We start from the raw sequence: 12,425 nt of genomic DNA on the forward strand, positions 1-12,425 counted from the left end.
ACCCTTCTACCGGGAGTACAACCACCTTTGCGTCCCCGAACGGCACGTCCCCGGCAGGTACGGCTGACAGCGCCACCAGGTCCCGCCCGAGCCCCCGGTTCGCGTCGCCGCCCGTCGCCGACGGCCGGCGACGGGCGGCGCCCGCCTCACCTCGTCCCGGCGGCGGTGCACCCGATCGTCAGACGCAGGTCAGCTTCGGTCCCGGCAGCATGCCGCCGGTGTAGAGGGCCTGGCCGTCCGGCATCCAGTAGCCGAGCTTCGACACCACCGTGGAGCACTCGGGACCCAGGGAGATCCGGACCGTCACCGTCTCGGGGTGGCCGGGCTGGAGCGTGGTGAGGGCGCAGTCGAGGGCGTGGGGGAGGCGGGTCGTGGCCGGGTAGCGGCCGATGAGGGGGTTGACGCAGCGGGGGTCGGTGGTGGAGATCCGTACGCCGGACGTCTCCTCGCCGATCAGTCCGAAGCGCGCGCTGCCGTCCCCGTCGTCGCTGTCGCGCCGCACGGTGTAGGTGACGGTGGTCGTGGTGTCCCGGCGCAGGGTCGTGCGGTCCGCCGTGACGGTGTGGGTGGGCCGGGGCCGGGGAGCCGTCAGCGGCATGGTGGCGCGGACCGTGCCGTGGAGGTCGACGCCTGCCGGTTCCGACCGGACGTGCACGGAGGCGGTGACGTCGTAGCGGCCGGGGCCGGGGTACTCGGCCGGGCCGGGCAGGGTTCCGGCGAGCGTGGTCCCGGCGTGCCGGGCCGTCCAGGTGCCGGTGGTGCGGCAGCCGTAGGGGGTGCGGGATCCGGCGCGCCCGCAGGAGGCCGGGGCCGAGACGGTGAGCCGCGGGCCGCCGCTGTCCGCACAGAGGCCGACCTCCGCGTACGCGCCGTCCGGGCCGCGCAGGGTCCCGGCCGGCACGCAGAGCGTGCCGGGCCCCGCGGCCGCCGGGGCCGGCGGCGCGGCGGGCGGCCGGCCCCAGGAGCCCGGGCCGGCCGGCGCGAGGAGCGGCAGCGCCGCCGCCCCGGCCAGTAGCTTCACGACGGTGGTCGGACGCATCGGCACCGTGTTCCTCCCCGACGGACCGGCCCGGTGCCGGTCACCCGTCCGAGGATGGGGGCTCGGTCCATCCCTGCGCCGGATTCCCCACCGGATGTCCCCCGAGCGCAGTAACCACCGGCCGTCGCCCGCGCGAGGGCGGCGAGCGGGCCGCGGTGCGCGGGTCGTCATCTATGCTTCTCAGCGGCCACGAGGCGATGGCCCGTTCTTCCGGGAGGCGCCCGCGCGGCGGCCTGTGGGGCCGGCCGTGGACGGGCGGCCCGCGTGGGTCGCCCGGCGCTCGCCGCGAGCAGAAGTCCCAGGGAGAAGTGAGGTATGTCAGTGATCTGCGTCGGAGGCATGATCGGGATCGGCAAGACGAGCGTTGCCGAGCTGCTCGCCAAGGAGCTGGGCAGCGACGTCTTCTACGAGAGCGTGGACGACAACCCGATCCTGCCGCTCTTCTACACGGCGAGCCCCGAGGAGATACAGGCGAAGCGCTACCCCTTCCTGCTCCAGCTGTACTTCCTGCAGACGCGGTTCGCCGCGATCAAGGAGGCGTACAAGAGGGGGGACAACGTCCTCGACCGGTCCATCTACGAGGACTGGTACTTCGCCAAGGTCAACCACGACCTGGGCCGCATCAGCTCGCTGGAGATGCAGGTCTACGAGGGCCTGCTGAACGAGATGATGCGCGAGATCGACGGGCTGCCGTACCGCAAGGCGCCCGACCTCATGGTCTACCTGAAGGCGGACTTCGAGACCGTGCTGCACCGCATCGGGCTGCGCGGGCGCGACTTCGAGCAGGACGAGGCGCTCGTCGAGTACTACCGCACGCTGTGGTCCGGTTACGACGACTGGGTGCACAAGCACTACTCGGCCAGCGAGGTCCTGGTCATCGACATGAACCGCACCGACGTGGTGAACAACCCGGCGGACGCGGCCCGCGTGGTCCGGGAGGTCCAGGACGCCCTGGACGCCGCCAGGAGCCGCGCCTAGGACGAGGAGCCGCGGCTAGGGCAGCGGCCGCCCGCCCGTGGCGTTGACGATCTCCCCGGTGATGTACGAGGCCTGGGGCGAGGCCAGGAAGACGTACGCGGGCGCCATCTCCGCCGGCTGGGCGGGGCGACCCAAGGCGGACTGCTCGCCGAACTTCGTCGGGTCCGGCATCGTCGCCGGGATCAGCGGCGTCCAGACCGGTCCGGGGGCCACGGCGTTGACCCGGATGCCCCGCTCGGCGAGCATCTGCGCCAGGCCGTGGGTGAAGGAGATGATCGCGGACTTGGTCATCGCGTAGTCGAGCAGGGGCGGGCTGGGCTGGTAGCCCTGCACCGAGGTGGTGTTGATGACCGAGCCGCCGCGCGGCATGTGGGCCAGCGCGGCGCGGGTCAGCCAGAACATCCCGTACAGGTTGGTCTTCATCACCCGGTCGAACTGCTCCGTGGTGATCGCCTCGATCCCGTCGGGCTGTGCCATCTGGTACGCGGCGTTGTTGACGAGCAGGTCGATCCGGCCCAGTTCGCGCACCGCCTGCTCCACCAGGTCGTCGCACTGCTCCTCGTACCGGATGTCGCACGGGACGGGCACCGCCGTCCGCCCCGCCTCCCGGACCAGGCGGGCGGTCTCCGCCGCCTCGTCCGCCTCCTCCGGCAGATGGGTGAGGACGACGTCGGCGCCTTCCCGGGCGAAGGCCAGGCAGACGGCCCGCCCGATCCCGGAGTCCCCTCCGGTGACGAGCGCCCTGCGGTCGCGCAGCAGGCCGTGGCCGCGGTAGCTCTCCTCGCCGTGGTCGGGGCGCGGCCGCATCTCCTCGGTGTGGCCCGGGTGGTCCTGGTCCTGCTCGGGGAAGGGCGGGGTGGGATGGAGCTCCGCCGGGTCGGTGAGGCGGGGGCCGGGAGCGTCGGGGGACTGCATGGGGATCACCGTCCGTTCGGGGGTCTGCGGCGGCCGTCAGGAAGAGGGTGGGTACGGGGCGGACTTGAGGCGGCGGGCCAGGTGCGCCGTGTTGGCGGCGAGGGTCCGGGTCGTGGCGGCGGTCTTCTCGGGCGTCGATTCCAGGTCCTGGTAGTCGGTGCCCTGCATGGCCTCGCCGACCCAGTAGGTGACGGCGTTCGGGGCGAGGGAGAAGCCGACGTCGTTGAGGCCCTGGTACAGGTCGGCGCTGACCTTGTGCGCGCCGTCCTCGTTGCCGACCACGCAGACCGCGGCGACCTTGCCGTACGTGAGCATCCGGCCCTCGTCGTCGGACTCGGACAGCTCCGCGTCCAGCCGCTCCAGGACGCGCTGGGCGACGCTCGACGGGTGTCCGAGCCAGATCGGGGTGGCGAGGACCAGGATGTCCGCGTCGAGCATCGCCTGCCGGATCTCCGGCCAGGCGTCGCCGTCGCCCAGGTCGGTCTTCACCCCGGGTTTCACGTCGTGGTCGACGACCCGGACGGTCCGTCCGGTGACTCCGTGCTCGGAGAGGGCCGCCATCGTCTGGTCCGCGAGCAGCTGCGAGCTGGACCGCGCCGGGCCGGGGGAGAGGGTGCAGACCAGGGCGAGGGCGCGGAGCGGTGTCGAGGCATCGGTGTCCATGACGTCCGGCTACCCCGAATGCGGCGGAATGTGCCACCTTTCACCCGAATACGGACGCACGCGGTGCGGCCGCCACGGCCGGCGGAGGAACCGCGGGCCGTGGCGGCGCGCGCCGCGGGGTGTCAGGCCTTGACGTTCACCCCCGCCCAGGCGGCGGCCACGGCGCCCGCCTCGGCGCTGCCCGCCCCGTAGAGGTCGGCGGCCGCCTTCAGGGTGCCCTCGCGGGCGCCGTGGTAGTCGGTGGTGGAGGTGAAGTACGTGGTCAGCGCGCGGTACCAGATCTGCACGGCCTTGTCGCGGCCGATGCCCGTGACGGTGGAGCCGTCGACGGTCGGGCTGTCGTAGTGCACGCCGTTGATGTCCTTCGCGCCGCTGCCCTCGGACAGCAGGTAGAAGAAGTGGTTGGCGACGCCGGAGGAGTAGTGCACGTTGAGGTTGCCGACGCCGGCGCTCCAGTAGTCGGCCGAGCCGCGTCCGTCCTTGCTGGGCTGGTCCTGGTAGCGCAGCGGCTTGCCGTTGCCGAAGATGTCGATCTTCTCGCCGAGCAGGTAGTCGCCCGGGTCCTGGGCGTTGTTCGCGTTCCACTCGACCGCGGTGCCGAAGATGTCCGAGGTGGCCTCGTTGAGGCCGCCGGACTCGCCGGAGTACTGCAGGTTCGCGGTGGCGGAGGTGACGCCGTGGCTGAACTCGTGGCCGGCCACGTCGAGCTGGGTCAGCGGGTGCTGGTCGTTCGCGCCGTCGCCGTAGGTGATGGCGAAGGAGCGGTCGTCCCAGAAGGCGTTCTGGTAGGCGTTGCCGTAGTGGACCCGGGAGACGGGGGCGCGGCCGTCGTTCTTGATGCCGTTGCGGTGCAGGACGTCCTTGTAGAAGTCCCAGGTCTCGGCGGCGCCGTAGGCGGCGTCCACGGCGGCGGTCTGGTGGTGGGCGGGGGTGCCGTCGCCCCAGGCGTTGTCGGCGTCGGTGAACAGGACGCCCTTGCCGCCGGTGCGGTGCTGGAGGTCGACGGTGCTCGCGCCGCCGCGCCCGCCGTCGACCAGCTCGTACCCCTTCGACGAGGTGGTGGTGCCGAGGGTGACCGTGCCGCTGTACTGGCCGGCGCCGGTGCCGAGCGCGCCGGCCTGCGGGCTGCCCGGGCGGGCGGCGTCGGCCCCGGCCTTCGCTCCGGTGCCGGCCCGGGCGGTGACGCCGTCGGCTATGCCGTCGATCAGCTGGGCCTCGTAGAGCTTGCGGCCCGTGTCGGCGTCCGTCACCACGCGCAGCAGGCTCGGGGTGACACCGTCGTCCTGGGTGCCGGTGACGAGGGTCTCGTAGGCGAGGACCGGCGTGCCGCCGGCGGCCCAGACGACCTGGCGCGGGGTCTCGCCGGCGGGGGCCGTGGTCTTCGCCGCCTTCGCGGCCCTGACCGCGGCCGACCGGGCGGCGGCCGGCGTCTGCTTCGGAGTGAGGGAGGCGACCCGGATCGCGGCCCGCACGGCCTTGGTGACGTCCTTGACCGTGCCGTTCGGGGCCCGGTGGACGACGAGGTCGCCGCCGAGCACCGGCAGGCCGGCGTAGGTGCGCTCGTAACGGGTGTGGACGCTTCCGTCCGCGTCCCGGACGACGTCCTTGACGACCAGCTCCTCCTGGGCGCCGAGGCCGAGCGCCCGGGCGGTGGCCGCGACGGAGGTGTCGTCCCGGCGCTCCGGGGCGGAGCCCGCCGACGCGGTGGCGGCGGCGGTGGCGAGCAGGGTGCCGGTGAGGACGGCGGCGCCGGAGGTGAGGGCGAGACGGCGCGCCCGGCCGCCGAGCGGGGAGAGCGAGAACATGTGGTTTCTCCTGGGGTTGACGGGGATTCGGGCGGGATCGCCGCCCTTCGCACCGGGGCGCCCCGACGGGACGTCCCGGACGGCCCCGGACACTCCCAGTCCGTCGCGCTCATGTCACGGGGGACATAGGGGGATTCGCCCGCGCGCGTCGGATTCGCCGGGCGGGGCTTCACGTGAACGACAAGCCGGCGATATGCGAGGTCACGGTGGTGCGTGCGGCCGCAACACGCGCGCAAGGAGTGCGGCGGGCGCGGTCGCGCCGGGGTGCGGGCTGTGATGCTCGTCTCCCGTGATAGGGCGATTCGTGATGCTTTGCCCCGTCTCCTGTTGCAAGCGGATGAACGGTGCAACATTCTGGAAAGCGAAGCTCAATTGAGGCGTTGACCTTGGAATCCGAGGCCTTGCGCCGAGCTGATCTTTCGATCTAATGTCCGGGTGTCCGGAGCGGCGACCCCGTCTCCGATCAGAACCAGGGCGCCCCTCCACAGTCGGAGCGCCCGTGACGACCCGGGAGAGCGGTGGCGTGGCAGCGGTATCGGTAGGGGACGCGTTCCGGCGGGACCGGGTCGGGATCGTCTCGCTGTGCGTCGTCGGCCTCTTCGTCCTCCTGGCCGTCGCGGCGCCCCTCGTCACGGCCCTCTACGGCAAGAACCCGACCGAGCACTACGGGCAGAACGCGCCCGGTCTGCTCAGCCCGGAGGGCCTGCCCGTGCTGCCCAACGGCGGCATATCGGCCGAGCACTGGTTCGGCATCGAACCCGGCCTCGGCCGCGACGTCCTCGCCCAGCTCGTGCACGGCATCCGCACCTCCCTGCTGATCGCATTCGCCTCGGCGGCCGTCGTCGCCGTCGTCGGCGTGGCCGTCGGCGTCACCGTCGGATACCTCAGCGGCCTCGTGGACCGGGCGTTCACCTTCCTCTGCGACGTCCTGCTCGCCTTCCCGGCCCTGCTGTTCCTGATCACGCTGGGCCCGATCGTCCAGACCCGCCTGGTCGGGCCGGGCGAGAACGAGCCCGCCTGGATGCAGTTCCTGGTGCTCGTGCTCGTCTTCTCCGCCTTCGGCTGGGTGCCCCTCGCGATGGTGCTGCGCACCCTCGTACGGTCCCTGCGCGAAAGGGAGTTCGTGGCCGCTGCCCGGGCCCTCGGCGCGAGCCGGCGGCACGTCGTCCTCCGGGAACTGCTGCCGAACGTCTGGGCCCCGGTCCTGGTGCACATCACCCTCGCCGTGCCCGCCATGGTCACGACCGAGGCCGCCCTGTCCTTCCTCGGCGTCGGCATCAGCGAACCCGTCCCGGACTGGGGCCGCATGATCTCCCGGGGCGCCGACGTCGTCCACGACGACCCCACCTACATGGTCTTCCCCGGGGTCTCGCTCCTCGTCTTCGTCCTCGCCTTCAACCTCCTCGGCGACGCCGTGCGGGACGCCCTCGACCCGCACACCCTCCGCTGAGCGACCCCGCTCATCTCACTCGTAACCATCAGCAACCCACGCACCACACAACGGAGTTCGTCATGCCCGCAGTCACCCCGCGCGCCGCGGCCCTCCCGGCCCTCGTCACCGCCGCCGCCCTGCTGCTGTGCTCCTGCTCCGCCGGCGCGGGCGCGGACACCGGCACCGGACGCGACAAGAACAGCACCGCGGCACGCAGCGGCCAGCGGCTGACCACCACCCTCGGCACCGCGAAGGACAGCCGGGGCCCCGCCCCCGAGGTCCCCGGCGCCCGCAGGGGCGGCACCGTCACCGTCGCCAACCAGGCCGACTTCCGCCACCTCGACCCGCAGAAGATCTACGCCGGCGAGACCTACAGCACCTCGCTCCTGTGGGGCCGGCAGCTGACGCAGTACCAGCTCGTCGACGGCAGACCCAAGCTGGTCGGCGACCTCGCCACCGACACCGGCACCCCCTCCGACGGCGGCCGCACCTGGACCTACCACCTGAAGGACGGCATCGCCTGGGAGGACGGCAAGCCCGTCACCGCCCAGCAGGTCAAGTACGGCATCGAGCGCACCTTCGCACCCGGCTTCGAAGTCGGCCCCGTCTACTGGCCGCAGTGGCTCACCGGCTCCAAGGACCGCACCGAGGCCGTCAAGAAGTACGGCGGCCCGAAGAAGGACGGCCACCTCGCGGCCATCGAGACGCCCGACGACAAGACGCTCGTCCTGCACTTCCCCGAACCGCAGTCCGACGTCCCGTACATGGCCGCCCAGTCCTCCTCCTCGCCGGTGCGCGAGGACAAGGACACCGGCACCGGCTACGACCTGCGGCCCTTCGCCACCGGCCCGTACCGCATCGTCGAGCACAAGCAGAACCAGAGCCTCACCCTGGAGCGCAACCCGCACTGGAAGCCCGAGACGGACTCCATCCGGCACGCCTACCCGGACCGATTCGAGTTCACCTTCGGCAAGGCCGCCCTCAACACCGCACAGGAGGTCTTCAACGGGCAGGGCGCCGGCGCCACCACCCTCACCACCAAGGACAAGCTGCCGCCGGAACTGATCTCCACCGTCGAACGCGACCCCGCCAAGCGGAAACTGGTCGTCTCCGGCAGCCAGGGCGCCTACACCTCGGACCTCTACATCAGGAACGACCGGGTCACCGACCCCGAGGTCCGCAAGGCCATCCACTACCTCTTCCCGCGCGAGCAGGCCCGCCAGGTCCTCGGCGGCCGGCACGCCGGCGACCTCGCGACCACCCTCTCCTCACCCGCCGTCGTCGGCTGGCGGAAGTACGACCTCTACCCCGTCGCCCCCACCGGCGACATCGCCAAGGCCAAGGAACACCTGGCCCGGGCGAAGACCAAGGTCACCAAGCTGACCTACGCCTACCCCACCGACAGCCCGCAGGACGAACAGGTCGCCCAGGTCCTCGCCGACGCCTTCGCCAGGGCCGGCGTCGAACTCGTCGTCAAGGGTCTGCCGCCCGCCACCTTCTACGACCTGGTCTTCGGCCCGGACAACCCGTACGACCTGTTCCTGTCCACCAACTCCGTGGACTGGCCCACCCCTTCGACCCTGCTGCCGCTCGGCTACGAGAGCCACCTGGACGCGGTGTCCAACCCCATCCACTACGCCAACCCGCTGGTGGACCGGGAACTCGCCCGCATCGCCAGGATCGGCGACGCCCAGCAGAAGGCCGAGGAACTGATCACCCTGGAGGAGACGGTCATGAAGGACGTCCCCCTGGTTCCCTTCCTCTACAAGAGCACCAGCCAGTTCCGCGGCGAGCACATCGGCGGCGCCGCCATCCACCCGATCTACGGCGTCCCGGCCCTGGCCGACGTCTACGTCGCCCGCCCCTGACACCCGACCCCTCCGATGACCCGATACCTCCTCAAGAGGCTCGCGCAGGCCGTGGCGGTGCTCGTCGCGATCACCGCCACCGCCTTCGCGCTCTTCCACGCCGCCCCCGCCGACCCGGCCCGGACCGCCTGCGGCCCCAAGTGCGACTCCGCCCAACTCGCCGCCGTCCGCACCAGCATGGGCCTCGACCGGCCGATCGTCGCCCAGTTCACCGACTACGTCGGCGGCGTCGTCGCCGGCCGCACGATCACCGACGTCGACGGCCTCCCGATCCCCTGCCCCGCACCCTGCCTCGGCTACTCCTACACCCTCCACCAGCCCGTGCTCGCCGCCATCGAGGACCGCCTCCCGGTCACCGTCTCCCTCGCGGCCGGCGCCCTTGCCGTGATCCTCGTCCTCGGCATCGGATCCGGCCTCACGGCGGCGCTGCACCGGGGCAGGCCCACCGACCGCCTGCTGTCCGGCTTCAACCTGCTCGGCGCCAGCGTCCAGATCGCCTTCCTCGGTTATCTGCTCCAGATGCTGCTCGTCTACTCCACGGGCCTGTTCGCACCCCCGCACTACGTGCCCCTCACCGAACACCCGGGCCGGTGGGCGCTCGGCCTGGTGCTGCCCTGGCTGGTCCTGGGCTTCGTCAACGCGGCCGTGTACGCCCGGCTGACCCGCTCCCAAATGCTGGAGACCATGCACCACGGGTACGTCCGCACCGCCCGCGCAAAGGGCCTGGGCACCCTGCGCACCCACCTGAAGTACACCGCGCGCGGCGCGGCCGGCCCGCTGGTGCAACTCCTCGGCCTGGAGACCGGGGCGCTCCTCGGCGGCGCGTTCATCACCGAGACCGTGTTCGGGCTCGGCGGCGTCGGCAAGCTCGCCGTCGACGCCGTGACCGGCAACGACCTGCCCACGGTCGTCGGCACCGTCCTCGTCGCCGCCTTCTTCGTCGTCGTGTTCGTCGCCCTGGCCGACCTCGTCGTGGCCTGGCTGGACCCCCGGGTGAGGCTCGCATGAACGCACCGTCCGCACTGCGCGTCCGTGAGCTCTCGGTCGCCTTCCGCACCGCCCGCGGCACCGTCCCCGCCGTCCGCGACGTCTCCTTCGACCTGGCCCCCGGCGAAGTCCTCGGCCTCGTCGGCGAATCGGGCTCCGGCAAGTCCACCATCGGGCTCGCCGCCCTGGCCCTGCACGACCCGGCCCGCACCCGCGTCCGGGGCAGCATCCGGCTCGGCGCCGACGGCACCGAACTGGTCGACGCGCCCGAGAAGGTCCTGAAGGAGATCAGGGGCTCCCGCGTCGCCATGGTGTTCCAGGACGCCCTGGACGCGCTGTCGCCGTACCACACCATCGGCGCCCAGGTCGCCGAGGCCTACCGCGTCCACCACCCCCGCGCCGGCCGCGCGGAGGCACGCGAACGGGCGGCGGCGATGCTCGAACGCGTCGGCATCCCGGCCGCCCGGGCCTCCGACCACCCCCACCGCCTCTCGGGCGGCATGCGCCAGCGCGTCGTCATCGCCATGGCCCTGGTCAACGACCCCGCCGTACTCGTCGCCGACGAACCCACCACCGCCCTGGACGCCCGCGTCCAGCACCAGGTCCTCGACCTCCTCCACGCACTGCGGGAGGAATCCGGTACGGCCATGCTCCTCGTCACCCACGACGTGGGCGTGGTCGCCCGGACCTGCGACCGCACGCTCGTCCTGCGGCACGGCGAGGTCCTCGAAGAAGGTCCCACCGCCCGCCTCCTGACCGCACCCGCCCACCCCTACACCAAGGCCCTCGTCGGAGCGGCCCCGTCCCTGCGCACCGTGCCCGGCTCCCGGCTGCCCACCGTCGACGACCCCGAGCCGAAGCAGCCCGCCCGGACCCGCCTCCGCCCCGCCCGGGAACCCGGCGTCCTCGCCGAGGTGCGCGCGCTCCGCGTGGACTACCCGGGCCGGCGCCGCGACCGGCCGCACCCGGCGCTCAAGGGAGTGAGCCTGCACGTGGCCCACGGGGAGACCCTCGGCCTGGTGGGCGAGTCCGGTTCGGGCAAGTCCACGCTCGCCCGCGTCCTGACCGGACTGCGCCGCCCCACCGGCGGCGAGGTCCGCTTCGACGGACGCGACGTCTCGGACGCGGCGACGCGCACCCGCCTGCGCCGCGAGCTGAGCCGCGACGTCCAGCTCGTCTTCCAGGACCCGTACGCCTCGCTCAACCCCCGGCACACGGTGGAGCGGATCGTCACCACGCCACTGCGCATCCACACCGACCTGGACCGGCACGCGCGCCGGAGGCGGGCGGCCGAACTCCTGGAACAGGTGGGCCTGTCCGACGCCGATCTCCGGCGCCACCCCCACGAGTTCTCCGGCGGCCAGCGGCAGCGCATCGGCATCGCCCGCGCGCTGGCCGTCCGGCCGCGCCTGGTCATCGCCGACGAGCCGGTCTCCGCGCTCGACGTGTCGGTGCAGGCACAGGTCCTCAACCTGCTGATGGACCTGCGCGACGAGCTCGGCCTGTCGCTGCTCTTCATCTCCCACGACCTCGCGGTCGTACGGCACTTCTGCGACCGCGTCGCGGTCCTGAAGGACGGCGAGCTGGTCGAGACGGGCCCGCGCGACGCCGTCTTCGACGCCCCCGCCGCCCCGTACACGAGGGAACTCCTCGCCGCCTTCCCCCAGCACCACACCCCGCACCCCGCACCGTCCCACTGACCCCCCCGAGACCACAGGAGAGCACCCCATGACGCAGCCACCGACCGGACCCGACGAGATCCCCGCACTGCCCGACAAGCCGACGGGCCGGAGAACCGGCCTGGTCACCGCGGTCTCGATCGCCGCCGTGGCCTTCCTCGTGGCGGCGGCGGTCCTCGTCTCCCACCTGACCGGCACCGGCTCGCGCGCCGACGCGGCCGGGCGGGTCACCGTGAAGATCGGCACCACCGACCAGAGTTCGGACTTCTGGCCCGTGCTCACCCGGCGCGCGGCCGAGGAGGGCATCGACATCGAACTCGTCAACTTCACCGACTACACGCAGGCGAACCCCGCCCTCGCGCAGAAGCAGATCGACCTCAACCTCTTCCAGCACCTGCTGTTCCTGGCCAACCACAACGTCGCCGACCACGACACCCTCACCCCGATCGGGTCGACGGTCGTCGTCCCGCTCAGCCTCTACTCGAAGAAGCACACCGCCGTGGCGCAGATCCCGCGCAACGGCCGGATCGCCATCCCCAACGACCCCACCAACCAGGCCCGGGCGCTGCTGGTGCTCCAGCAGGCCGGCCTGCTGAAGCTGAAGGGCGGCGGGTCGGTGCTCGCGACGCCCGCGGACGTGGACACCGCGGCCTCGAAGGTCCGTGTGACGCCCGTCGACGCCGCCCAGACCGTCGCCTCACTGCCGTCCGTCGACGCGGCCGTGATCAACAACAACTTCGCCCTCGACGCCGCGCTCGACCCGTCCAAGGCCCTGTACGGCGACGACCCGTCGAAGCCCGAGGCCGAGCCGTACATCAACGTCTTCGTCGCCCGCGCGGCCGACAAGGACAACCCCACCTACCGGAAGGTCGCCGCCCTCTACCACGAGGAAGCGGTGAAGAAGGCGGCGATCGACGCCTCCAAGGGAACGGCCGTGGCCGTGGACCGGCCCCGGGCCGACCTGGAACGCATCCTGGCCTCCCTGGAGAAGACCGTCCGCGCCGCACACTGACGACCCCACCCGGAGGGGGCGTCCCCGCGGACGCCCCCTCGCACCCG

The 12,425-nt window shown here is 72.4% G+C and carries 10 protein-coding genes; 6 read left to right on the forward strand and 4 right to left on the reverse strand.

Annotation, left to right across the window (positions count from 1 at the left end):
- Window positions 1-178: 178 nt before the first annotated feature.
- Entirely contained in the window at window positions 179-1,039 is an 861-nt protein-coding gene (locus ACIGW2_RS08170) for a hypothetical protein (RefSeq protein WP_399842023.1), read from the reverse strand.
- Between the two features lie 315 nt (window positions 1,040-1,354).
- On the opposite strand from ACIGW2_RS08170, the gene ACIGW2_RS08175 reads away from it, so the two are divergent.
- Window positions 1,355-2,017 (forward strand): deoxynucleoside kinase, encoded by a 663-nt coding sequence (locus ACIGW2_RS08175; RefSeq protein ID WP_391652150.1) that lies wholly within the window; start codon window positions 1,355-1,357, stop codon window positions 2,015-2,017.
- A 15-nt stretch (window positions 2,018-2,032) separates the two neighbouring features.
- On the opposite strand, the gene ACIGW2_RS08180 is transcribed toward ACIGW2_RS08175, so the two are convergent.
- The 3 genes from ACIGW2_RS08180 to ACIGW2_RS08190 form a co-directional block, all read right to left on the reverse strand.
- Window positions 2,033-2,932 carry an SDR family oxidoreductase gene (locus tag ACIGW2_RS08180; protein ID WP_391652149.1) on the reverse strand — a complete coding sequence of 300 codons (900 nt, stop codon included), beginning with the start codon at window positions 2,930-2,932 and terminating at the stop codon, window positions 2,033-2,035.
- 36 nt (window positions 2,933-2,968) lie between these two features.
- Window positions 2,969-3,595, reverse strand: coding sequence for a flavodoxin family protein (locus tag ACIGW2_RS08185; protein ID WP_391652148.1), 627 nt, complete (start codon window positions 3,593-3,595; stop codon window positions 2,969-2,971).
- A 122-nt stretch (window positions 3,596-3,717) separates the two neighbouring features.
- A complete protein-coding gene (locus tag ACIGW2_RS08190; RefSeq protein WP_391652147.1) occupies window positions 3,718-5,400 on the reverse strand; it encodes a M4 family metallopeptidase in 1,683 nt (560 codons plus the stop codon).
- A gap of 523 nt (window positions 5,401-5,923) precedes the next feature.
- On the opposite strand from ACIGW2_RS08190, the gene ACIGW2_RS08195 reads away from it, so the two are divergent.
- The 5 genes from ACIGW2_RS08195 (at window position 5,924) to ACIGW2_RS08215 (ending at window position 12,378) form a co-directional block, all read left to right on the forward strand.
- The gene (locus tag ACIGW2_RS08195; RefSeq protein ID WP_391652146.1) at window positions 5,924-6,850 is read left to right on the forward strand and encodes an ABC transporter permease; all 927 of its coding nucleotides are present in this window, start codon (window positions 5,924-5,926) and stop codon (window positions 6,848-6,850) included.
- Between the two features lie 62 nt (window positions 6,851-6,912).
- Window positions 6,913-8,700 carry an ABC transporter substrate-binding protein gene (locus ACIGW2_RS08200; RefSeq protein WP_391652145.1) on the forward strand — a complete coding sequence of 596 codons (1,788 nt, stop codon included), beginning with the start codon at window positions 6,913-6,915 and terminating at the stop codon, window positions 8,698-8,700.
- A gap of 15 nt (window positions 8,701-8,715) precedes the next feature.
- The gene (locus tag ACIGW2_RS08205; protein WP_399842027.1) at window positions 8,716-9,708 is read left to right on the forward strand and encodes an ABC transporter permease; all 993 of its coding nucleotides are present in this window, start codon (window positions 8,716-8,718) and stop codon (window positions 9,706-9,708) included.
- Window positions 9,705-11,387: a dipeptide ABC transporter ATP-binding protein gene (locus ACIGW2_RS08210; RefSeq protein ID WP_399842029.1), complete on the forward strand. Its 1,683-nt coding sequence runs from the start codon at window positions 9,705-9,707 to the stop codon at window positions 11,385-11,387. The genes ACIGW2_RS08205 and ACIGW2_RS08210 overlap by 4 nt, the downstream gene beginning before the upstream one ends.
- 28 nt (window positions 11,388-11,415) lie before the next feature.
- On the forward strand, window positions 11,416-12,378 hold the full coding sequence (locus tag ACIGW2_RS08215) for a MetQ/NlpA family ABC transporter substrate-binding protein (RefSeq protein WP_399842030.1): 963 nt from the start codon (window positions 11,416-11,418) through the stop codon (window positions 12,376-12,378).
- Window positions 12,379-12,425: the final 47 nt, after the last annotated feature.

It is taken from the genome of Streptomyces sp. NPDC053541, assembly GCF_044544705.1.
In the GTDB taxonomy this organism is placed as follows: Bacteria; Actinomycetota; Actinomycetes; order Streptomycetales; family Streptomycetaceae; genus Streptomyces.

Coding starts and splice junctions, on each gene's coding strand:
- ACIGW2_RS08170 (WP_399842023.1), bottom strand. CDS start 1,039: ATGCGTCCGACCACCGTCGTGAAGCTACTGGCCGGGGCGGCGGCGCTG.
- ACIGW2_RS08175 (WP_391652150.1), top strand. CDS start 1,355: ATGTCAGTGATCTGCGTCGGAGGCATGATCGGGATCGGCAAGACGAGC.
- ACIGW2_RS08180 (WP_391652149.1), bottom strand. CDS start 2,932: ATGCAGTCCCCCGACGCTCCCGGCCCCCGCCTCACCGACCCGGCGGAG.
- ACIGW2_RS08185 (WP_391652148.1), bottom strand. CDS start 3,595: ATGGACACCGATGCCTCGACACCGCTCCGCGCCCTCGCCCTGGTCTGC.
- ACIGW2_RS08190 (WP_391652147.1), bottom strand. CDS start 5,400: ATGTTCTCGCTCTCCCCGCTCGGCGGCCGGGCGCGCCGTCTCGCCCTC.
- ACIGW2_RS08200 (WP_391652145.1), top strand. CDS start 6,913: ATGCCCGCAGTCACCCCGCGCGCCGCGGCCCTCCCGGCCCTCGTCACC.
- ACIGW2_RS08205 (WP_399842027.1), top strand. CDS start 8,716: ATGACCCGATACCTCCTCAAGAGGCTCGCGCAGGCCGTGGCGGTGCTC.
- ACIGW2_RS08210 (WP_399842029.1), top strand. CDS start 9,705: ATGAACGCACCGTCCGCACTGCGCGTCCGTGAGCTCTCGGTCGCCTTC.
- ACIGW2_RS08215 (WP_399842030.1), top strand. CDS start 11,416: ATGACGCAGCCACCGACCGGACCCGACGAGATCCCCGCACTGCCCGAC.